The organism is Niveibacterium sp. COAC-50, from assembly GCF_013184235.1.
GTDB classification, from domain to species: Bacteria; Pseudomonadota; Gammaproteobacteria; order Burkholderiales; family Rhodocyclaceae; genus Niveibacterium; species Niveibacterium microcysteis.
In genome coordinates this window covers 174,072-195,078 of the sequence record NZ_JABCJM010000003.1, presented here as the reverse complement: position 1 = coordinate 195,078, position 21,007 = coordinate 174,072, and the positions used below count along the sequence as shown (strand labels likewise).

Genomic DNA, 21,007 nt, shown 5'->3' with positions numbered 1-21,007 from the left:
TCACGCCTTGCGGCGCCAGAACCTAAATCTGGTGCGTAATTCCTCTGTAAGCCTTTCTGTGCAACGCTTTGGAGAAATTCCGCCAGATTTGTTGGGAAAATTTGGGAAAATCATGAAACGCCAAAGCCTCGGTGAGCGACGGATCGAGAAGGGTATCTACCAGCGTGGGCCGTGCTCGTTCCAAGTGAAGATGCTCTTCCAGGGGCATGCACTGAACGGAACGTTCGACACACTGGCGGAGGCCCGGGCTTTTCGCGATTCCAAGCGCGCCTCCCTGGCTCTCGATCCAGACGCGGCACGCGTCCTGAAGTCACGAGTTCGCCGCAATGAAATCCGAACTTTTACCCTTGAAGCAGCGCTGGATCGTTACGCGGTAGAGGTCACCCCGGCTAAGAAAGGGGCGAAGGTTGAGTTGGGTTACATTGCCAAGATCAAGCGAAACAAGCTTGCGACGAAGAGCTTTTTCCACATTGGACCTGACGACATCGCAGATTTCCTTAAAGGGCTGGTGCGCGATAAGGAAGGCCCGCTGAAGGGCGCGGAACTGACGGACGAAAGCAAGCGTAAATATGCGTCGCTGCTTTCCAGGCTGTATGAGGTGGCGCGCAAGCGCTGGCGCATGACGGTCGGTAACCCCGTACGCGACATCGAGTTGCCGCGCCCCTGTAAGCCACGAACTCGGCGCCTTGAGGGCGACGAGGAACCGCGCTTAATCGCAGCACTTTTGGAATGTCGAAATCCTTTAATGGCGCCGTTGGCTCAACTTGCAATCCAGACAGCGATGCGCCAAGGCGAGTTGTTGAAGCTCGATTGGGCGGACGTTCGGCTCTCCGACGATCATGGAACCGCTTTACTGCGCGATACCAAGAACGGCGAGGACAGGGTCGTTCCCTTGTCGGCCGATGCTGTAGCAGTACTCCGCGACCTGCCAAGACCTAAGCGCGGCGGCTTAGTCTTCCCTATGACCAAGAATTCTGTGCGGACGTCATGGGATTTTGCGTGTCGCCGAGCCGGCATCGATGGCCTCCGGTTCCACGACCTCCGACACGAAGCAACGAGCCGATTGTTCGAACTCGGGCTCGACCGGGTAGAAGCAGCGGCCGTGACCGGTCACAAGACGCTTCAGATGCTTAAGAACTACACGCATCTTCGTGCAGAGATGTTGGCGAAGAAGCTCAACCGTCCACCTCAGTAGTTTGAACTCTCGCACGCCCCGAACGTTGTAATTGTGGAGCGCACAACGCGTTGACGAATGGGCCAATGCGGTCGTTCTGAGTGCTCAACTTCCGGATGACCTGGATTCTTGTCCCTGCTAACGGCTCTTGTTGGCCGACTGCCACCTCGCACCGTCTGCCAGCGCTGAATTCGGACGCCACGGCAAGCTTGTCGTGATACGCCGAGCGGGTGACTCAGGCATACGCTGGCGGTCGTGAATGTGTTTCACGATCAAAAGGGGAGGCGGACGTCACATGAAACGAGTACTGGTGGCACTTGGGGTGTGGCTGACTGCGCTTGTGCTGGCAGCGTGTTTGATGCGCTGGGCGGGCATGAACACGCCGGCCTATGTGGCAGGGTGTTCGTTCGTCCTGTCCAGCTGGATCGTTTCGATCATCGGGGAAGTATGGCTCGCGCGCACGCGTGCGGTGGCCAGCAGATCGTTGTGGTTCCCCGCCTTCTTGGCCCAGTTCCGGCCCGACCCTGTTCTCAGGCCCGTCTGGTTCGTGTTGGCCGCCTGGGTTCTTTTGCGTGAGCTGGAGGGGGGCACGTCGATCGCCTGCTGCAACGCAACCACGGTGGTGACGTTGGGGCTCATGATGCTCATTCTTGCGAACGCAAAACAAGCTTATGACGAGGCACTGCGTGTTAAGACTACGCAAGGCCAGCACACCGGAAACGCCAAGCGTATGGCAAACCTTCGCGGGGCGGCCGTTGTGGCGGGAGCATGTGCAACTGGGGCTGCTGTCGGTTCAATCTGGGATGACGATAACGACGCCATTGGCGTTCAAGGTGATGCATTTGGTGATGACCCATGGTCTGGCGGGTTGTTCGGAACTACAGCGTCCTGGTCGTCTTTTGACGATCATCGCTTGAGTGCATCAAGCATGTTCTCAAGGGACGATACCCACGGCGTCAATCCTGCAACTGGTTTGCCGTTGATCGGCGGAATCGGAAGTCCCGACGTCGCCGGCAACCCATACGGATGCGGCAGCTTTGACCGCGACTGGAACGATGCCTCGACAAGTTTTGCATCGGATGATTCATGGCGAAGCTCATCGTTCGACGATGGATTTTCTTCGTCATTCGACCATGCCAGCGGCCTATCCGCGTTTGACGACTAAAGACACTTCGTCGACAGGTCGACCCAACGTGCCGAACGCCCGTCATCGGTTTCTCTCACGATTTGTCTTCAATCTGTTCGAGTCGGCTCGCGCCATCCCGGAATTGCTGTTCTTTTGCGGGCTGCTGGCGGTTGTTGCGCGCGTGCTAGAGCGCGCAGTAGGGCCGACGCTTGGGGCCGGTCAATCTGCAAGCTGGTTTCTCGACTACCTGAGTGCCGCCTACGCGAGCGCCGGGGCGCTCTCCGGCGGATGGCTGCTGCGTGAATACCTGATAGCACGGCACGCGCGAATCCAGTTCGAGGCAATGCTCTGGATGACCGCCGGGGCCAGCATCGTTGCCGCCGGCGCTGTGTTAGTCGGGGATCTATCAAACGCCGCGGTCGCGGCCGTGTTTGCAAGTCTGTTTCCGGCGCTTCTCTTGCAGGCGTACGCCGCCTCCCTCGAGGGTGACGATGGCGCGGGCGTTGATAGACCTGCGTCGCCGTCATACTCAGTCGGCAGGTTCATGCAATACACCGCCGGATTCGCCACGTTCATGCTCGCAGGCTGGTACATCTCGCTTCACTGGCTGCCAAGGGTGGGGGCCGATCCACGTCCGTTAAACCCCTTGCTCGTCGCAATCGTTCTCTGCAGCGTCGCGTTGTTGTCTGCTGCCATCATCGTGATGTGCTTGCCGCACGACGACTGAGCGGGCCACCCGCTCCTCGGGTGCGGAACCCGACTGAAACACGGCGCAAGCGACACCCCATCGCTGCACTGCCCTCAAACCGCGCCGCGGGGACCCGCGGCGCGGTTTCCACACCGTCGCTTTCAGCCATTTTCGTGTCTGCCAACGAACTGGCGGATACCCCTCAACAGCGTCGGCGAGTAGACGCTTCCTCTTTGGCGGGCGGACGTGAGGGTTGCCGACGAGACTAAAAGGCACGCAGGCGGCGCTCGATCCGCCGGAACAAGCACTGCTTGCCGTTGTGCGTCGTAATCGAGTCTGTTCGGCGCTTAACGTTGCGAGCCTCTCCCAATGGCGCTAAGGGCCATCGCCGGACTGCGTGCTTGCGATGCGATGCGGTGCGCGCGCCACGCTTCGAGCAGTTCAAATACCCGCGCAACCCATCGCCATTTCGCATCCGCGGCGACACCACTTGGCCATGCGGAGGTGATTCAGCCGCGCCGAATCGGTATGGTTGGTATTGGCTGTCGTGCGGCTGCAGCCCCTGCGCCAACGCTTTAGCGCGGCGCGTCGGTGTAGCGCATCTCGTAGGCCAATACGCCAAAGGGCGCCGCCGTTTCCACGTACTGGAAGCGGATCGCCGAATCTAGCGTAGCCAGACTGGCCGCAATGCTTGCAGTCTTGAGCCCGCCGGTGCAGTCCACCGTCAAGGTCTCGGGTGCAAAGCCATCGCCAATCGCCTGCCGCGTCAGTGCTACGATCAAAGAATAGAGTTTTGGAATGTCCTCGAAATCAACCTCCGCGACGATTGGCACTGCGGCGGCGCCCGGCGCCAACAGACTCACCAGCTCGACCGCCTGATTCAGGCCTGCCGCTGACCCGCGCGGCCCCGGCGAGGCAAGTAGCACCACCTTTTGCAGTTGATGCGCATGGGGGCGGATCGCCCGCGCCAACTGCACCCAGGGCCAGCGGCACTGCGTCGCCCTGTCCCAATCCTCCAGGGCCTCAACGCGTTCGTTGGCAGGCAGATGGCCGATCTCCAACAAGGTTTCGCCTTGGGCGGTGCATACCGCACCGTTTTGAAAAGTCATTGTCCCGCAAGGGCTCAGCAACACAAGCAGCCAATGTGCAGGCATCGCGCTGGCTGGTAGCAGAAGGCCGTGGACTGGTTCCCAATGCCGAAGCCCCAGGCGTAAACCTGCACTGCATGCCAGGCTTGCAACGGCGCAGGCGGTCATCACGGCGAGTCGTGTGCCGTTGCTCCAGACGATGCCGCACCACCGCAAGATGGTTTCCTCAAAGACATGGTCGCCCTTGATAGCGTCGAGCAACCACGAACTGAAAACTAGCATCCCGAGGCTCGGCAGCACGATTCGTAGGCTGTGCAACACCTTTACCCATTGCGGCAAGCGCTCGCCACAATGGCGTCTTGAGGCTTCATGATCCATGGCGTATCTGTTGCGGAAAGGCAGGGCTTGATCTTTGCGCGCAAACGCGGCGGCGGGTGCAGACGACAAGCTTGTCGATCACCAAGCCGACCTCGCAGTGCTTGCTTGGAACGGGCAAAAACCAATCTCCGTGTTCGCAAGCCCACGCAGCGCAGAATGAGGTAGGGCGACGCGCAGCCCTGTTGCCCAAGCGGTTTACTGCGCCAACTGGAGTGTGAATACCGGGCGGTAAAGGCCTTGGAACGCGCTGCCACGCCGCCAAGAATCCCCAGTGCGTCGTGGGGCGTTGGCTCGAGTGTTCAGATGCTTGCCGTCGTCGAGTTTCCGGGCGGCTCGGCGCGCGCTTCGCATCGGCTGCGCCCTGCAGGTCGACTTTGCGTTAGCGAGCGTCCCAGTGCCGGATCTTGAAATGAGCCAATTCGGGTGGTCTGGTATTACCCTTTTTCACTGAGGCACGGCCCAGTGCGCCAATGGCCGGCACCCGCCGTATCAACAGCTTGTCGATCACAGCGATCGCAAACCGTGTTGTGTCCGTCTCGGCCGCTTTAGCCGGCACCGGCGCCGACCACCGCACCGGCTTGCCATGCTTCGCGAACGGGCGACCGGATTGGGGATGGCACGTGAGTGTTGAGGGGGTACCGGCCGATGTCCTGCATGAAGCCCTTTCAAGCGGGCGACCGGCGCGCAATGGCCATGCGCGCCACAACGCCGCGGCTCACCCGCGCATGGGTTGCATGCGCAAGCGCAGGCTCGCGGCCATCGTTAATTCCCTCTAGGTCTCGTCGGGCGTGCCAACGGTTCCACTGCGGTTTGCCGCTACTGCTCCGATGATGATCAGGCCGATCACCGCGATCTTTTCGGTGGGTAGGTCCTTGGCCGCCTTGATCAGCACTTCGACGGCATCCTTCAATTTGTCGGCCAATGTCATGACAGCTCCTTTATGAACGCATCGATGAAGGGTGCGCGCCGAGCTCGTCAGCCGAGACGTTGATTGACGGATCTGATTCGGACGCGACCGTTTGCTGGCGTGAACTGTAATGCCAGATACAAAGACCGATGTGCGCCACAAGCTTGTTAACAAAAGGGCGGCATTTCCGTGCGACCGTTTATTTGGCTTATTTCTGTTCAGCAAATCCGAGCGTGCGCACATCGTCCAAGACGTTCGCGAAACGGATATCACGTCTCAATCCCGTTGAGTAAATCCGGGAGTCCGCACTTTGAAAACCCCTCGAAAGAGGACCGCGTTCAGTCTCAATCCCGTTGAGTAAATCCGGGAGTCCGCACAAGTCGTAGGCCTCGCATTCGCCGCACTCGTGTCTCAATCCCGTTGAGTAAATCCGGGAGTCCGCACCTCAACATAAGTACGAAATGCTTACGTTCGATGTCTCAATCCCGTTGAGTAAATCCGGGAGTCCGCACCTGCGCCGAAAGGCAAGGGTAAGAAGTAACAGTCTCAATCCCGTTGAGTAAATCCGGGAGTCCGCACGCAATACGTCCGTGAAGTTATCGCCACGCTGCGTCTCAATCCCGTTGAGTAAATCCGGGAGTCCGCACGTTACCTCCGGTGCGGCTGTAACCAAGGCGGCTGGTCTCAATCCCGTTGAGTAAATCCGGGAGTCCGCACAAGAAGTGGCAGACTGGAACCCTGGCTGCCAGTCTCAATCCCGTTGAGTAAATCCGGGAGTCCGCACGGCAACCTCCACTGCTTCGCGTCTCGCGGCGCGTCTCAATCCCGTTGAGTAAATCCGGGAGTCCGCACTTTGCTGATGGTCGCCCGACCGCCGATGGCATGTCTCAATCCCGTTGAGTAAATCCGGGAGTCCGCACATCTTCTCAGGAGATAGTGATGGAAAAGAAACTGTCTCAATCCCGTTGAGTAAATCCGGGAGTCCGCACCATGTTTCTGAGGCCTCCCATCGGCACTTTGGTCTCAATCCCGTTGAGTAAATCCGGGAGTCCGCACACCATCTACAACCCGCATAAGCCGCTTGTTCGGTCTCAATCCCGTTGAGTAAATCCGGGAGTCCGCACGACTTAGATGCGAACTATATTCGCAAGCTATTCGAGTCTCAATCCCGTTGAGTAAATCCGGGAGTCCGCACGCGTATATACGCCGGGCGCATCTGCCAAGGCGTCTCAATCCCGTTGAGTAAATCCGGGAGTCCGCACCTCTACCGCTGTCAGGCGCCGGGAAGAGATTCCGTCTCAATCCCGTTGAGTAAATCCGGGAGTCCGCACTTGGACAACACAACCGTAATCGGCCGCCTTCTGTCTCAATCCCGTTGAGTAAATCCGGGAGTCCGCACGCGTATCACTTGCTGTGCGCATTTGACTCAGAGTCTCAATCCCGTTGAGTAAATCCGGGAGTCCGCACTTTATTCTTATGACGCTCGGTGGTGTCGTTGTGGTCTCAATCCCGTTGAGTAAATCCGGGAGTCCGCACTTTCATTGATGGCGCGGATGGCGAGCCACCGGAGTCTCAATCCCGTTGAGTAAATCCGGGAGTCCGCACGACATCTCTGAGGTGCGCATTTTGCTCATCTCATGTCTCAATCCCGTTGAGTAAATCCGGGAGTCCGCACCGGGCTCTATGTCAAAAACGTCTGCCGCAAGGGTCTCAATCCCGTTGAGTAAATCCGGGAGTCCGCACCCGAACCTTGACCTGAAAATGCTGGGTTACGTCTCAATCCCGTTGAGTAAATCCGGGAGTCCGCACTCAACACCGTTTGCGTCTGGCGTACCCCGCTGGTCTCAATCCCGTTGAGTAAATCCGGGAGTCCGCACAGTACCCTCTGGAAGCCGCGCCAGTCAAGGGTTTGCGGGGTGGTTTACGGCGCTGGGAGGGCATTTATGACGACAGGATTGTCTGGGGCTGTGGATAAGCGGGTTTTCTCTTTAAAAATCAATCATCGGCGCTACTTTGGATTTTTCAGGTTTCGTCGCTGGGGGCACCGCACAGAATCCATCGGCGCGGGTCTTGCGTCAAGCCGGGGCCACAGCCGATGTGCCAGGCGCGCTGTGCGTCCACAGCCGGCAGCGGGTGGATCGCGAGCAGGTCTTCGCCACTGCGCATTGCGGCCAGCAGCTTGCGGGTGAGGCTGCGTTGGCGCTGTGGTTCCAGCCAGCATTCGAAGACGCTTTCGAGCACGCGCTGGCCATAGGCCTCAAGGATCGCGACGGCGCGGCGCCGGCGGCGGTTATCGGCGATATCGAAGGCGACCACGACGCGGGCGACTCGGGGCGGCGCCATCAGACGATCCAGTGCGACGGGGCTCGCGCGGGTGGCGCGCTCGATCCGATCCGCCGCGTGACGCTTTGGCCAGTGAGCGGCCAGGCGCAGACCGAATCGGTAGCGGGGTCGATGATGCCTGCCAACTCAAGGCGCAGGGCGGCGATGCCGCGGTGGTCAAACCAGCCTTCAAATACGCTCTCCTGCACCCGTACGGCCCCGGCGTCGGCGAGCGCGCGGACGGCCTCGCGGCGCAAACGGTTGTCCGATATGTCGTAGCTGATGAGCCAGAGTGCCATGTCAGTGCGGTGTGAACGGTTCGTAGCGTTGGGTACGTCCAAGCAGTAGATCGGCCCATTGCGTGACCTGGCTTTGCATGGCGCGGCGGAAGTCGGTAGGTGCGCCATCGCGCGGGTGGGTCAACGGGCTGTCGAGCTTGTCTTCTATCGCAGCAATGAAGATGCGCCGGGCACGTGAATCGAGCCGAGGCAGGCCGTTTTCAAGCCGGAAATCGGCGCGGGTAATGCGGTCGCGCAGGACCAGGCGCAAGACGGTGCTGTCCACGACCAGGGAACGGAACTCTTCCATCAGATCCGATGCAAGCGCGGCGTGGCCTGGGCGCAGGGCGTGCAGGGCGCCCACGTGGGGGTTGAGGCCGCGCCGCGCTATCAGCGTGACCATGTTCTGGTACAGGATTGCGTATCCGTACGAAAGCATGGCGTTGATCGGGTCGCGCGGCGGTTGGCGCTGGCGGCCGTTGAAGTGCCAGCTTTCGCCGAAAAGTTTGGCAAGGGCTTCGAAGTAGCGTTTGGCGGCCGTGCCTTCGTGTCCGCGCACGGCGTCGAGGCTGTCTGCCTGTTTTGCCTGGCGCAGGGCCTGGGCGAGCGCTTCGTCGAGACGTGGGTCGAGCCCGCCGCGCAGCCGGTAGTAGCGGCGCAGCACGAGGCGGCTGTTGCCGATCTTGCCGGCGACAATGCTGCGTGCAAGGTCGAGGTTGAACACCGGGTTCTGGTGCCGCAGGAACTGCCGGCGTTGTAGATCGACGGTGCCACCGAGGAGGTCGGAAAAACCGATCAGCGGTTCCCCAGGTGCACCCTGCACGACAAAACCAACGCGCCGGGCGGTGAGTTCGCGCAGTGCGGCAAAGCTGACGGCGCCTTCTCCGGCGACGCTGATCTGGTCTATCTTCTCAAGCGGCACTTCCAGCAGGTCTTCGTCACCGCGGCTGATGATCAGTCGGCCACCGCGTTTGTGGAGATAGGCGCCGTCTTCGGCGACATGCACCGTGCGCAGCAGCGGTGGGGCACCATAGTCTTCAACGAGTTCGCCGTGGTCCGGCTCGGGGATGTCGGCCTGCCGCAAGGCATCGGGTAGTGCTTCGCTGGGGGTGGTCGCAGCGCGCGGGCGGACTGGCGAGGGCTGCACGATCTCACTCGCCTCTCCGTTACCGAACTGCGGGGCGTGGGCGGCTTTGACCCTGCGTGCGCCAGGCGGCACGGCGCGTTCGGGGGTGCTCAATGCCCCCGCTGCCGGGCGCAACCAGCGGGGCAGCAGCCAGGGGGCGGCAGCGGGGTCGGCGGCCCAGACCTGGTCGTCTTGGAAGCACACGCCAAGAAAGCTGAAGCCCTGTGCAAACGTGGTGATGCGGGTCTTGTCGAAGTTGAGTTCGAGGCCGGCGGCGGCAAGCCACTGGTCGGTCTGCTCGAGCGCGAGTTCGGCGTCCTCGCAGTTGGCGCAGAGGATCACGAAGTCGTCGGCGTAACGCACCAGCCAGCGGCCTGGGCGAGCTATCGTTTCATCGAAATCATCGAGGTAGAGGTTTGCGAGCAGCGGAGAGATCGGGCCGCCCTGCGGGATGCCACACGCGCGGGCGACAAGCCCATGGGGCTGCTGGAGTGGGGCCTGAATCCAGTTGATGATGAGTGTTAGCAGTGAATCGTCGGGCACGAGCGCGCAGAGGCGTTCGAGCAGTTCTGCGTGGGGAATGTTGTCGAAGTAGCTGTGAATATCGGCGTCGACGACCCATTGGTTGCCGCGCTCGCGGCCGCGTATGACGCGCTCGATCGCCTGCGGCACGCAGCGCCCGGGGCGGTAGGCGAAACTCTCGTCTTCGAAGTGTGGTTCGAGTTCGGGTGTGAGGGCCAGTGTGGCGGCGGTCTGTAGCAGGCGATCGCGAACGGTGGGCACTGCCAGGAGGCGCGGCGCTCGCCCAGGGCGGGGCAACTCGATCGGGCGTAGCGGTTGTGAGCGGTACGCGCCATTGCGAACTTCGTCTGCCAGTTGCTGGATGCGGCTCATCGCGTTGCGGGCAAAGGCGTCGATGGTGACGCCGTCGCAACCGGCGACGCCATCGTTGTCCTGCACCCGCTGCCAGGCGGCGAGGAGTATGTCTTCCTGCAAGGTACGTTGGAGCAAGGTTGTCGTTTGCATGATTGGCGGTCAGGCGTCGCGATGGTTGATCTGCTTCTTCAGTGCAATGCGATCGGCGCGCCGCAGGGCCTTGTGCGTCCGGCCATGGATTCGGGGCGGCGTTCGCATGAGCGGCGCAATGAGTGGGTTGCGTGGCGTTGTGGGCAACACGACCCGGAGAATCTGGCGGCGTGGTCGGCTCATGCGGGTGGCTCCTTATTCGTGCTGCCGGCGAGGTGGCTCGAAGCCGTTGTCGCTCGCCATGTCTGAAATGGTGCGGAGTGCCCAGTCGCCGGCTTCGAGGTCCCACTGGTCTTCGGTCGAAAAGGCCGGCGGGCGGGTGAACGGTGGGCGTCGCGTTGTGAAGCGAGGAGCGAATGCGTCTCCAGCCATGTGCGCCATCGTTACCCTCAGAAGCTGGCTTCGCGATGACGTTTCTGGCGCTCAGTTTCGGCGCGCTGCGCGCTGAGGTAGCTCTGCTCGAACTGCCGCGTCATGTAAGTGACGTTCATATCGAAACTCATATGCGGCGCGTTGAGTGCCACGACCGAGCTGCCCTGCTCGAAGCGCGCTTCGACGTCGCCGACGAAGGGTTGCTGGATTCGCACAGCGCGGTATTTGCGCTTGAGCATCGAGATGGTGGGGGCAACGTTGTCGTTCATCGGCCCCTTGGGCAGCGTGAGCAGGGTGGCCACGAGTTTGTCCTGGGTATCAAAGATAAACAGAACCTTGCTGAGCCCCTCGATGTTCAGCCCACTGCCGTCGCTTTCTAGCATTCGGCCTTTGGAGTATGCGTTGGTGCCGGCGTCGCGCAGCGGGGTTGCCCGGCCGAGCTGATCGGCGACCGTCTGGTAGGTCGTGACGCCGATTTCCTGGCCGAATACGGTGGCGTTGCCAGCGGCGGCCGTTAGGCTCAGGCCGAAGAAGGTGGCTGCTGCGGCGACGAATTGCTTGAACATTTTGCTTGCCTCATCTCGTGTTGGTATGAGGCGTATTGAAACGCGCGGCGCGCCTGATCCTGTTTAGCGACAAGCTTGTCGGGGTGTCGCGCTGCGACGGTGGCTGCGGCTTCCACTGCCAAACAGGCTGTCGTGTCACGCCAATGTGGCGCGGGCCGCCTGCGTGGTGCAGGCGGCCCGCGGAATGGGCTGTTGGAGCGGGGGCGGACGCTGGTCAGCGCGGCGGCTGGGGCAGCGTGCTGAATCGGTACTGGCCGAGGCCGAAGCTGGTCTTGTTGCCGATGTGCAGCCATTCACCCAGACGCAGCCACCCCTCAAGCTCGCCAAGCGGGCCATCGAGTACTACGACGCCGCTGAGACCGCCGAGGTCCATCCGTCGGCGGTCACGTGCCGCGACGCGTTCAATCGTTTCCCAAGCGAGGCTGTTGCGCGGGATGCTGAGAGTTTCGGCCTGCGCCAGCAATTCACGTTTGCTGTCGCCATCGATCAGCGGTGCGCCATCTTGTTGTTTGGCAAGCAGCTGGGCGCGCGCGAGCAGACGCTCGATCAGCACGCGGGGCGGCGGGCAGTGTTCGAGCAGGTCGTTGCCGCTCTTGATACGCACCGGCCCAACGAAGTCGAGCAGGGCGCCTTCGGCCTTTTGGGTGCGGACTTGGAGCAGTTCTTCCGCCGCGACCGGCGCCAGGGCGGCGATACACCACCCGGTATCGGGCGACCAGAGTGTCGTTGCGCCCGTTGGGGCGATGCGGTCGATCTGCTCCAAGGTGTAGCGGTGGCGTGCCGGGGTGACCCCGTTGCGCCCCAGCATCGCCAGCGCTTCTGCGCAGGCCGCGGCATGACGGACCATCGGCCCGACGAGGATCAGTTCGAAAGCGAAACGCTCGCCGGCCCTGACCGGCTGCAGCATCCCGTCGGCGGGCCGAAGCACATGCCCCCGTACTTCGCTGCTGCCTTGCTGCTCACCGAACAGGTCTTCGTAGATCGGGCGCAGATGGGCGTGCAGCATGAGGCCAAAGCCACCATGCAGATCGGAGTAGGGGTTGGCCAGCGCAAAACCGCGTTCTGCCCGGGCGATGAATCGGAGCGCCAGAAAGTCGAGGCGCTCCGGTCGCGTCACTGCCATGCTCAACGCTTGACCCCCGCAATCGCTGAGTAGCGGCGGAGGGCTTTGCCTTGCTTGCGTGATCCCCCCTTGGCGTTCTTGAAGTCTTGGTCAGCTAGGCTCATGTGTTCGAGCGACACCCCGGTTGCGAGGGCATTGTCCGGGTTGGCCATCGCGAGAAGTTCGAACATCTGATCAGTCTTGAGCCAGTCTTGTTCGAGTTGCGCCTTGCAGAAGCGGTCGATAGCCTGCGTGAAGGCATTCAGCGCTTCTTGCTGATTCGGTTCGGCGCCATTGTTGGCTTGCACGTTCGCGCTCACGATGCGGATGGACACGGTACCCAGCCCCATGGACTTGCCCATGCCGAGCGAATGACGTAGCCGTGTGTCTCCGCCCCAGGTCAGCGCCCAAAGCAATGCGCCATATTCAACAGGCGTCAGGTTGTGGATCCGGATGCTGCCGCGGAACTTCGCGCCCGCCGACAGAGGCTGAATGTGGCTCGTTATCTTGCTTGGGGGCGAGGCCTTGATTGCTGATTTTGGCCGCGTCGGGTAACGCTTCCAGCCGCGCAGCATGCAATCGTTGTCCATCAGCGTTTTGAACGGGGGGTAGCCGTCCTGGCCGGGCTGGATGGCACCGCTTGGGTTCGCTCCGGGTTGCTCGATGTAGTTCGGGTAGAAGCTCGCCTTGGGTGAATTGAGCACGACATGAACCGGCTGGGTCGGTGTTGTCGTCGTCGAAAGTTTAGCGAGGCCAATGCTGATCCGGCTTCTCAGGCCAAGTGTTGCGTCGTCGTCTTCGATCCGCCCGAAGATCAGTTCGGCCAGATCATAAGCGCCTGAGGCGGAGCCGTGATTGGGATGAGCGTGCTTCGCCGCCATAGTAGTCGTATGCGAGTACGGCAGCCTGAACAGCTGTGAGAGACCGATCGAAGTGATGTTCCGGTTCTTGTCTTGAATGAAGAATACGGGAATACGTTCTCCGGCAAGCGCCTTTGCTTGCCAGTGTATTTTCCAGTCGCCGTCGTCGTTCTCGGAGTGAATTTCGATAAAGGCACGGATTACCCTTTCAGGTACCTCGACTGTGCGCAAGGCGTTCTCAGGTTCCGCGAAGATGAAGTCGGCATGTTTGCGACCGCAGTGTCCGGTAAATACAAACCGGCCAAACGAGCCGACCGCTTGCGGGGCGATTTGGAGCGCTGGATCGTCTGCGTGCAGTTGGTTGATGATGCGATATCGAAGGGACTTGTTTCTGCTGTGCGGGTGGCCGCTCAGGTCCTTCTCTCCGATGAAGAACACGCGATGTGCAGGAAGGCTCTTCCGAGCAAGCGCGTCGGCGGCCAGCTTGTATTTCTCTCGCGCCGAGTTGGTGCGAAGTGCCTTGCTCCAATCTATGCCCGAGTACTTCTTGAAAACGTCATATTCAAGTCGCCACCGCTGAACTACCTCAACATGCCATGAGCCATTTTCGAATCGGAGCCATCCGGATTGCGACTTGCTTCCGTATGAACCGTCATCATTGCTGACGGTAAAGCGCTTGTTGTAAAGGTTTGGGTTGTTCAAATCCCGAACCGACAGCCAGCGGTTTTCGATCAGCGACATCTTTCCGAACGAGGCAATCTCGATCACGTTCCTCAGCATCCCCCGTAGCGCCGAGCCGGGAATCGCGTACTGGCCGTCCGGGGTCTTGAAGCAGCCGCGGGCTTCGGTGCCGTTCTTCTCGGTGGCGACCAGCAGTTCGGTATGCGCGGTGAGTTCGAAGTCGATCTTGCCGCAGATGCCGTTCTCGAAAGGAACGTCGTGGCTGACTTGGTCGGCCCAGTCGGGGAACCAGACTGCTTTTGCTAGCGGCACGAAGTTGTAGGGCGCGGTAATCGGCCCGGTACTCGGGGCATCGTTCCGGCTGGATTGCGGCCCGCGCGAATGATTGAACGGTTGGCTCATTGCTGGTCTCCGTATCCGGTGAAGCGGGCCGCGAAAGGACGCCAGCCGTGACGTCCGTCGTGGCGCAGGAATACCCGGTAGCGCAGGGCGTGTCCGACGACGACATCGCCGGCCGGGGTGGCCGGTACCGTCTCGAGGCGGCTGTCATAGGCGATGACAGCGTCGCCGCCTACATCTTCCGAGAAACGGGTCAGACTCCACACCGGCCCTTCATGGCGCACATGCAGGCTGGTGTCGCCGCGCACATATTCGCCGGCGAGGATCGGGCCGTGGCCGCGCGAGTTGCCAAGGTCGATCCGTACTGCGCTGGTGTATTGCGTCCAGCCGTGTTGCGGAGCGAATGCGGCAATGGCCGCGACGACTGCTTCGGCGCTGTCGACGCGAGTCGACTGCGTGCTGAGTTGTGCACCGGAATACCGGGGCGCGCCCTCGATGTGACCGAGCACTTCGCCAACGGCGGTGAGCGTCTTTTCGAGATCGTTCATTGTTTGCTCCTGAGCCATTCCGGCGCGTCGTTGATGACTCCGCGCATGAAGCCGTGTCCGCGCGCTTGGGCTGCGCCCAGCGCAAGCTGACCGGTGCAGAGGTCGTGCAGCGTTGCGGCGAGGGCTTGTTCGACCTGCGGTTGCAGGTCGCCGCTGGCTTGTGCGATGCCCTGGGTGTCGATCTGCATCATGAGTTTGAGTTCGCCGCCGTAGAGCATTTCTTCGCCGAAAAGCACGCCGTTGCGGGTGCCGCCGGTGAAGCGGTCGATGCTGTTGTGCATCAGCACCTGCGGACGAATCGTCTTCGGGTCGGGCACGATGTCGTCGATCAACACATTTCCGCGGTGGCCTTCTGCGCTGGCGTCGTCCTGCTTCACGGTGCCGAATACTGCGGCGACTGCGGGGTTGGGTTCGTGTGGCGAAATTGCGCCGGCAAAACGTCCGACCAGGCGATTGAAATGGAAGGCCAAGCGGTGCGCGAGCGCGCCCTTGATGGCGGATGCCGGTACCACGACGGCGGGTTTGGCCGAGAGGCGACCCTTGCCGTTTTGCCACACGACCCGCTTCTCGCTCGCGGGAAGCATGTCGGCAGGTTTATCGCCCGGCGCGAACGGGTGCGCCCCGCCGCCAACGCGCCAATAGTCTTCTGGAGTCAAAGTTACGGAGACGGACTCCCATGGCCCCACTGCGTTCGAAGGCGCCGCCTTCGGAGCGAGCAGGCGGCTGGCAGAGAAATCGAGCCGCGTTGGTAGTGCCGAGTAGCGATTCAGGTCGTCGGCGACGCGCAGATCGAAGCGGCCGGACTCAAGGCGCACGATCAACAGCCGGCCAAACCCGCGGCGGGTTGCGCCGCCCAGGCGCAGCGATGCGGAACCCAGCGACATGAGCAGTTGCGCCCACGCGGCTTCATCGGCCTCAGTTGCGCAGGCCAGTTGCATCTCGAAGCTGAAACGGTGTCCGGCGGGCACGTAGCTGCGGTCGAATTTGCCAGCTGTTTCGCCTGTGCCACGATGGCCGAGCCGTACATGGTCGCGCTTGGGCAGGTCGGCGCGCAGCAGCGGCCCGAGCAGCTCGTCGCGCAGCAGTCGGTCGTCGGTCACAAGGCCGTCGACCGGCACATCGTCGGCAGCGTGGATGCGGCCCCACGACACCTGAACGCGTGAAGCCGCTCCGTCTGCGAGGCTGCGGCCGGCGTGACCGAACAGGGCTTGTGCGAAGTCCGCGCCCGCGCTTTCGCGAACTGCCGCGCGCAAGACCCCGGCGAGGCTGCTGCCCGGCAGCGCTGGCAGGTCGTTGGCGTCGCGCACGACCGGGCTGTCGAACAGCGCGTCGCTGCGACCGCTGCCGATCGACAAGGGGCTTGCTGCCTCAAGGCATATGCGGGCGACGTGCACGATCGGCAGCTGGGCGCGCAAAGTGGGCTGTAAGGCTGTCATTGTTTTTCTCCTGCGAGATCCCACTGTCGCTGGGTAAGCATCTTCTGCGCGGCGCCGGCTAGTCGCGCCACGGCGAGGCCCGGGTTGCGGCCGGCCACCGGCGCTGCGAGGCACTCCCTGAGCCAGCGCGAATAGGTGACTTCCTTGCCTTCCGCGTTGGTCACGGGCCGGGTGCCGGTGATGCGGTGCCAGTCATCGTTGTTCTTGGCCTTGCAGACGCCGTTGTCGCCGAACAGAGCAGCTTCCAGCGCGTCGAGCTTGTCGCGGGCGTTTTCTGCAGCCGCAGCAACCAAGCCCCATTGCGAGCGCGTCGGGCCGGCCAGTTCGAAGTGAGGCAGGCCGTGCAGCCTCATGGCCGCGCGTTGCATCGCGATCAGTTCCCGCACCTTTGCGGCGACCCACTCCTTGAGCTCGGTGTCCTGGCCGCTGACGCCGGCACGGGTCTTGAGCCAGCGCACCAGCGGATCATCCGGTTCCGGTACGGGCTGTAGCGGCGCCGGGGCCGGCTCGGTTTCAAAACGCGGCTGAGTGTCGCTGAGCCACTCCGGCAGGGCGATGGCGACGCCGAGGCCCACCTCGCGGTGCAGACCCAGGCCTGCAGCCAGCGTACGGGCGAGTTCGGCCGCATCGAGTTCGGCATCGAATTCGAAGGTCAGCACGCTGCCTGCCGAGATGACCTGACGTTCGAGGTCGGGCAGGCGACGATGCGTGTTGTAAGGCGCGTAACGCCGCACCCGCAGGAACGAGGCTTCCGGCACGAAGCGGCCACTGGGCAGGCCCAGATCCTGTGGCTGCGGCGAGAAGGTCGGCACCCCTTCGTGGCAAGCAGCCAGATCGGAGAGCAGCCAGAGCGAGACACGGCGCCCCAAGCCCTGAAGCGAAGGAGTATTGGGTTCGAGCGCCCGCAACTCGGTTCGTGCACGCCCGTACTGGGCCGAGCGTGATCGGCCGACACTGATCTGGCCTGACAGCACTTCCAGCACCTGATCGCGCAGGACCGGCGAGAGGTCGGCGTCGAAGGCAATCTCGGCGGCAAAGCGCTGGCCGGACTGCAGGCTTTCATAGCCAAAGAGCTGCCCCTCTGCGACGCGACCGGTGCGTGGGTCGATTGCCGTCTTCAGCCTAAATGCGGTTTGCGGCTTGACGAGGGTGCCGTGCCGGGTGAGGTAACCCTCGCGCAGTTGCTTGGGTTGGCCGCCGGCCGCACGAACCTTGGATGCCGCCTCCACACGCACGAAGTTATAGGTGCGTGCGGCGTCGATCCGACCGCCGGATTCGGCCGGGGCGTCTTTGACTTCATGCAGCGACATCGGCATCGGGAAAGACGGAGCGCCGGAGGCGCTGAGGGGGTACGCGTTGCCAAAGCGCACCTTGCCGCTGTGGAAGACTGTGAAGACGTCCTCTGGCGAAAGCCGGGCATAGAGCCGCGACGCGGCTGCGCCGAGAAGCGTGCCCCCGGGAATGTGCCGCAGCGAGCGGTGTCCGCCGCTCGTGGCGGCGCGCTCGGAGAGGATGACGTCGTCGATCAGCGAGAGCGTCAGTTCGTAGCGGTGCATCAGCGTGCCTCCTTCCATTGCACGGTGCAGCGGCCCAGGCCGCGCGAGCGGTGCGCGCCAGCGGCGCGGATCAGCGGCAGCGCGCGGTTCAGCGTGGCGACCCAGTCGTCCGAATCCGGGCCTTCGATCTGGGCTTCCAGGGTGAGGGGAATCGTCACTTCGGTGCTGCGCAGGCTCTGATCGCGCGCGGTACCGCTGGCTTCGTCAATGGTGGTGGCGAAGATCGGGCGGGTCAGTTCGGCACGCAGTTTTGCCGCATCGCGCTGGTTCCCAGCCTGCAGCCAAGCGACGATTGGCTCGGGCAGACGCGCGTCGGACACCTGGAGTGCGCCCGGCTTCGAGTCGTGGCGCGTTTCGCCTGCGTCCGCATCGGCACCCTCGCCGAACAGCGCGGACGTATTGCCTGTCGCCACATGGCCCAGCGATTCCAGTGTGGCGAGCGCCTCGCGGAGCAGCCCCTTGAGCTGTCGGCCGGGCAGGTAGGGCAGTCGCGCCGCGTCGCGGTCGATACTCGCGTCGATCAGGTTGCCGGTGCCGCGGCCCGAGCCGCTGTGCCAGAAGTCGTGGAACGTTACGGTCAGGGTCTTGTAGCTCATGCGCCCACCTCGTTGTGGCTGGTTAATGCGCCGACCGCGATCAGGTCTTGCGCGTCGGCCAGGGGGGTTGCGATCTGGTGAGTGCCAAACGCGTCGCCGCGGACGAAGGGCGCGTCGCTCAGCGGGCTGCCGAAGCGGCCCAGAAGGGCATCGAGCGCAGCAATCCGCGAGCGGGTGCCCTCTCGGTCGCGTCGCGTCATCGTCTCGCGCCAGCGCCGGTACGCATCCACCGCGTCGTTGCCGTCGAGCTCCAGCGTGTTGAGCAGCGTGCGGGCCGGCCCGCGAGCCATGTCGGGGCTGGCAAGCAAGCCGGCGAGCGCGCGCAGGTCGGCTAGCGCGGGCAGGCCGCTACTGCTGCTCGTGGCGTATGCACCAAGGCTCATGTGTGCCGGGCCGCTGCCCGGCAGATCGATCGACGCAGCGAAGGGCGACCCGGCCTCTTCGTCGAGGCTGTTGGTGATGCGTGCAAAGGCGAGGGAGGCCGGCTTCGTGCTGCCGGCCGCGACCGCGCCGGAGCGCTGCTTGGCGAACTTGCAAAGCGATTCGCTCAACTCGTAAGCCATGTAGAAAGGCTGGCTCGACCGGACGAATACCGCGCCTGCACAGGCGGTGAGGTGGTCTAGCCTGCGCAGGGTTTCAAAGGCCGCGCCGCTGCGACCGCCAAGGCTTGCATGCCAGGCGCCCAAGGCGCTGCGCGTTTCGATTTCAAAGGCGGACAGGAATGCCTCGGTGAAATCAAGTGCTAGGTCTGCCCGCACGATGATCGTCAGGTCGTCGCCGCCCAGCACGATGGGCCGGGCTGGCAGGCGTAGCACCTCGCGCGACCCCGCGCGGCCGCGCACCGCCTGGGGCAGCAGCACCTTTTCGCAGGCGTGCTGGGCCGCCTTGAGGGTGGCGCGGCCGATACAGTCCGAAAAGCCCCGGAACACCTTCGCATAGTCGCGCGGATCGTCGGCGAAGACGCCCTGCAGTCGGATCAGCACCTGGCCCAGGCCGTTGCCGTCGGCGTGCACCACCGCGACGGCTCCGCTGCCAAGAAAGGGGAAGTCCCATGCGTTGCCGCTGTCGTCCTCTGCGCCGTCCTGTTCCAGATTTCGCGGCCATACGTATCGCGGCAGCCCGGCGGCGTCACGCGCCGCTGCGGACGCCTCGGGCGGCAACATGCGCTCGCCCACGCCTTCAGCGGCATCGAGGTCGGCTCCACGCTTGCGCAGCGTCGGTGCGCTCACAAAACCCTGCTTTCGTGACGACCCGTTGCTGACGTGGCGCACCGCGGGCAAGCCTGTACGCGCCTCGCGTTCGGCCAGCGGGCCGGGGAGCGGCAGGCTGATCGCAGGCTCGTTGCGCTGTGCGCCGAGTTGCTGCAAGGCGGTAGAGAGGGCGGCGAAATCGCTGCCCCCTTCGACAATTGCGTGGATGAATTCAAGGCCCGGTGCAAGCCCGGGCATCGCAAGGCTCCACGCGTCACGCAGCGCCGTCAGCGGCGCGGCGGAATCGGCCAGAGCATAGAATGCCCCGCCTGCACGGCGCGCCCAGCGAATGTCGCCAGCGACGTCGAGCCGGCTTGCCAGAGCATCGAGAGGGCCTTCGCACAGGGCGTCGACGACCGAGCTGGCGGCGACCATCTCCGCCATGCGGCCGCTGTCGAGAATCCACGACTGGATGGACTTTGCCTCAAACGCATAACAAAAGGGCATGGGCTGTCTCCTGTTTATTCGAATTTGATGTGGCGGAATTCATTGGCCAGATGAGACCCAAGCATGCCAGCGCGCCGCACGGCGAGTCACCCTGACAAGCTTGTCGAACCCAATTGCGCAATGCCTGGCCGGGCGCCGTGCGAGGCCTCGCCAGCGGTTCGCCTTATCGCTGGCGAGGCGATTACCTGTCAAGCATTCAGATCAGGAGGATTGCATGTTCAGCGCACAACTGCGCGAAGCCGGATTCCTCGCCGATTCAATAAAGGGGGGCGGTGTTGGCTTCCGCTTGCCGCGCGCGCGAAGCGAGTGTTAACGTGCCGATGCCCCGACTGGAGCAGAGTGGAAAAATACGAAGTAGCGCCGATGATTGATTTATAAAGAGAAAACCCGCTTATCCACAGCCCAGCTTTACCCTGGCGTCATAAATGCTCATCCAGCGCCGTAAACCACCCCGCAAAGCCTTGACTGGCGCGGCTTCCAGCGGGTACTGTGCGGACTCCCGGATTTACTCAACGGGATTGAGACGGTAATAACTGGACTCTGTTCATCTCTTAGAACAGAGTGCGGACTCCCGGATTTACTCAACGGGATTGAGACGACATTATTGGTCCGCCATTTGGAGGTGAGTCGGTGCGGACTCCCGGATTTACTCAACGGGATTGAGACAAGACGACCGTGACGGACGGCTTGAACAAGTGCGTGCGGACTCCCGGATTTACTCAACGGGATTGAGACTCCCTTGCGATCTCAGCCAGCGCTGCTAGCGCGGTGCGGACTCCCGGATTTACTCAACGGGATTGAGACTGTTTCGTCGACATGTAGGTGACGAACTGGCGTGCGGACTCCCGGATTTACTCAACGGGATTGAGACTCTTACGGACACGCGGGTAGCTCTGCGTTCTGGGTGCGGACTCCCGGATTTACTCAACGGGATTGAGACTTTTTACACGTTTAACAAGTAGGTCGTACGCGGGTGCGGACTCCCGGATTTACTCAACGGGATTGAGACACCCGGATCCAGCCGTTACAGTACCTTTCGGTGCGGACTCCCGGATTTACTCAACGGGATTGAGACTTCACAGCCTCACCGAAGAGGTCAGACTGAAAGGTGCGGACTCCCGGATTTACTCAACGGGATTGA

The 21,007-nt window shown here is 62.5% G+C and carries 17 protein-coding genes and 2 CRISPR repeat arrays (1 of these 19 running past the window's edge); of the genes, 3 read left to right on the top strand and 14 right to left on the bottom strand.

Features of this window, described 5'->3' with window-relative positions:
* Positions 1-112 precede the first annotated feature (112 nt).
* From HH302_RS13945 to HH302_RS13935, 3 genes are all read left to right on the top strand, one after another.
* Positions 113-1,195 (top strand): site-specific integrase, encoded by a 1,083-nt coding sequence (locus HH302_RS13945; RefSeq protein ID WP_172202844.1) that lies wholly within the window; start codon positions 113-115, stop codon positions 1,193-1,195.
* Between the two features lie 274 nt (positions 1,196-1,469).
* On the top strand, positions 1,470-2,339 hold the full coding sequence (locus tag HH302_RS13940) for a hypothetical protein (protein WP_172202843.1): 870 nt from the start codon (positions 1,470-1,472) through the stop codon (positions 2,337-2,339).
* Complete coding sequence (locus HH302_RS13935; RefSeq protein ID WP_172202842.1) at positions 2,284-3,027, top strand: hypothetical protein; 744 nt, start codon at positions 2,284-2,286, stop codon at positions 3,025-3,027. The genes HH302_RS13940 and HH302_RS13935 overlap by 56 nt, the downstream gene beginning before the upstream one ends.
* 536 nt (positions 3,028-3,563) lie before the next feature.
* On the opposite strand, the gene HH302_RS13930 is transcribed toward HH302_RS13935, so the two are convergent.
* From HH302_RS13930 to HH302_RS13865, 14 genes are all read right to left on the bottom strand, one after another.
* Positions 3,564-4,376 carry a hypothetical protein gene (locus HH302_RS13930; RefSeq protein WP_172202841.1) on the bottom strand — a complete coding sequence of 271 codons (813 nt, stop codon included), beginning with the start codon at positions 4,374-4,376 and terminating at the stop codon, positions 3,564-3,566.
* 850 nt (positions 4,377-5,226) lie between these two features.
* The gene (locus HH302_RS13925; protein ID WP_172202840.1) at positions 5,227-5,382 is read right to left on the bottom strand and encodes a hypothetical protein; all 156 of its coding nucleotides are present in this window, start codon (positions 5,380-5,382) and stop codon (positions 5,227-5,229) included.
* Positions 5,383-5,566: 184 nt separating this feature from the next.
* Positions 5,567-7,238: a CRISPR direct-repeat array (repeat unit 36 nt; unit sequence GTCTCAATCCCGTTGAGTAAATCCGGGAGTCCGCAC).
* Between the two features lie 145 nt (positions 7,239-7,383).
* A complete protein-coding gene (gene cas2 / locus HH302_RS13920; RefSeq protein WP_172202839.1) occupies positions 7,384-7,704 on the bottom strand; it encodes a CRISPR-associated endonuclease Cas2 in 321 nt (106 codons plus the stop codon).
* Positions 7,704-7,982, bottom strand: coding sequence for a CRISPR-associated endonuclease Cas2 (gene cas2 / locus HH302_RS13915; RefSeq protein WP_172202838.1), 279 nt, complete (start codon positions 7,980-7,982; stop codon positions 7,704-7,706). The genes cas2 (HH302_RS13920) and cas2 (HH302_RS13915) overlap by 1 nt, the downstream gene beginning before the upstream one ends.
* A 1-nt stretch (position 7,983) precedes the next feature.
* Entirely contained in the window at positions 7,984-10,113 is a 2,130-nt protein-coding gene (cas1, locus tag HH302_RS13910; RefSeq protein WP_172202837.1) for a CRISPR-associated endonuclease Cas1, read from the bottom strand.
* Positions 10,114-10,122: 9 nt separating this feature from the next.
* Positions 10,123-10,296, bottom strand: a complete 174-nt coding sequence (locus HH302_RS13905) for a hypothetical protein (protein WP_172202836.1) — start codon at positions 10,294-10,296, stop codon at positions 10,123-10,125.
* Positions 10,297-10,502: 206 nt separating this feature from the next.
* The gene (locus HH302_RS13900) at positions 10,503-11,051 is read right to left on the bottom strand and encodes a hypothetical protein (RefSeq protein WP_172202835.1); all 549 of its coding nucleotides are present in this window, start codon (positions 11,049-11,051) and stop codon (positions 10,503-10,505) included.
* A gap of 214 nt (positions 11,052-11,265) precedes the next feature.
* Positions 11,266-12,174 (bottom strand): CRISPR system precrRNA processing endoribonuclease RAMP protein Cas6, encoded by a 909-nt coding sequence (gene cas6, locus HH302_RS13895; protein ID WP_172202834.1) that lies wholly within the window; start codon positions 12,172-12,174, stop codon positions 11,266-11,268.
* Between the two features lie 2 nt (positions 12,175-12,176).
* Positions 12,177-14,096, bottom strand: a complete 1,920-nt coding sequence (locus tag HH302_RS13890; RefSeq protein WP_172202833.1) for a TIGR03986 family CRISPR-associated RAMP protein — start codon at positions 14,094-14,096, stop codon at positions 12,177-12,179.
* Positions 14,093-14,581, bottom strand: a complete 489-nt coding sequence (locus tag HH302_RS13885) for a hypothetical protein (RefSeq protein ID WP_172202832.1) — start codon at positions 14,579-14,581, stop codon at positions 14,093-14,095. The genes HH302_RS13890 and HH302_RS13885 overlap by 4 nt, the downstream gene beginning before the upstream one ends.
* Positions 14,578-16,017, bottom strand: a complete 1,440-nt coding sequence (locus tag HH302_RS13880) for an RAMP superfamily CRISPR-associated protein (RefSeq protein ID WP_172202831.1) — start codon at positions 16,015-16,017, stop codon at positions 14,578-14,580. The genes HH302_RS13885 and HH302_RS13880 overlap by 4 nt, the downstream gene beginning before the upstream one ends.
* A complete protein-coding gene (locus HH302_RS13875; protein ID WP_172202830.1) occupies positions 16,014-17,573 on the bottom strand; it encodes a hypothetical protein in 1,560 nt (519 codons plus the stop codon). Before HH302_RS13875 ends, HH302_RS13880 begins: the two co-directional genes overlap by 4 nt.
* Positions 17,573-18,169: an RAMP superfamily CRISPR-associated protein gene (locus HH302_RS13870; protein ID WP_172202829.1), complete on the bottom strand. Its 597-nt coding sequence runs from the start codon at positions 18,167-18,169 to the stop codon at positions 17,573-17,575. The genes HH302_RS13875 and HH302_RS13870 overlap by 1 nt, the downstream gene beginning before the upstream one ends.
* The gene (locus HH302_RS13865) at positions 18,166-19,866 is read right to left on the bottom strand and encodes a hypothetical protein (protein ID WP_172202828.1); all 1,701 of its coding nucleotides are present in this window, start codon (positions 19,864-19,866) and stop codon (positions 18,166-18,168) included. Before HH302_RS13865 ends, HH302_RS13870 begins: the two co-directional genes overlap by 4 nt.
* A 489-nt stretch (positions 19,867-20,355) precedes the next feature.
* Positions 20,356-21,007: a CRISPR direct-repeat array (repeat unit 36 nt; unit sequence GTGCGGACTCCCGGATTTACTCAACGGGATTGAGAC); it runs 206 nt beyond the window's last position.

Bases quoted from the DNA above. Each gene is read 5' to 3' on its own strand.
- HH302_RS13945 (WP_172202844.1), top strand. From the start codon at position 113: ATGAAACGCCAAAGCCTCGGTGAGCGACGGATCGAGAAGGGTATCTAC.
- HH302_RS13940 (WP_172202843.1), top strand. From the start codon at position 1,470: ATGAAACGAGTACTGGTGGCACTTGGGGTGTGGCTGACTGCGCTTGTG.
- HH302_RS13935 (WP_172202842.1), top strand. From the start codon at position 2,284: ATGGATTTTCTTCGTCATTCGACCATGCCAGCGGCCTATCCGCGTTTG.
- HH302_RS13925 (WP_172202840.1), bottom strand. From the start codon at position 5,382: ATGACATTGGCCGACAAATTGAAGGATGCCGTCGAAGTGCTGATCAAG.
- cas2 (WP_172202839.1), bottom strand. From the start codon at position 7,704: ATGGCGCCGCCCCGAGTCGCCCGCGTCGTGGTCGCCTTCGATATCGCC.
- cas2 (WP_172202838.1), bottom strand. From the start codon at position 7,982: ATGGCACTCTGGCTCATCAGCTACGACATATCGGACAACCGTTTGCGC.
- cas1 (WP_172202837.1), bottom strand. From the start codon at position 10,113: ATGCAAACGACAACCTTGCTCCAACGTACCTTGCAGGAAGACATACTC.
- HH302_RS13905 (WP_172202836.1), bottom strand. From the start codon at position 10,296: ATGAGCCGACCACGCCGCCAGATTCTCCGGGTCGTGTTGCCCACAACG.
- HH302_RS13900 (WP_172202835.1), bottom strand. From the start codon at position 11,051: ATGTTCAAGCAATTCGTCGCCGCAGCAGCCACCTTCTTCGGCCTGAGC.
- cas6 (WP_172202834.1), bottom strand. From the start codon at position 12,174: ATGGCAGTGACGCGACCGGAGCGCCTCGACTTTCTGGCGCTCCGATTC.
- HH302_RS13890 (WP_172202833.1), bottom strand. From the start codon at position 14,096: ATGAGCCAACCGTTCAATCATTCGCGCGGGCCGCAATCCAGCCGGAAC.
- HH302_RS13885 (WP_172202832.1), bottom strand. From the start codon at position 14,581: ATGAACGATCTCGAAAAGACGCTCACCGCCGTTGGCGAAGTGCTCGGT.
- HH302_RS13880 (WP_172202831.1), bottom strand. From the start codon at position 16,017: ATGACAGCCTTACAGCCCACTTTGCGCGCCCAGCTGCCGATCGTGCAC.
- HH302_RS13875 (WP_172202830.1), bottom strand. From the start codon at position 17,573: ATGCACCGCTACGAACTGACGCTCTCGCTGATCGACGACGTCATCCTC.
- HH302_RS13870 (WP_172202829.1), bottom strand. From the start codon at position 18,169: ATGAGCTACAAGACCCTGACCGTAACGTTCCACGACTTCTGGCACAGC.
- HH302_RS13865 (WP_172202828.1), bottom strand. From the start codon at position 19,866: ATGCCCTTTTGTTATGCGTTTGAGGCAAAGTCCATCCAGTCGTGGATT.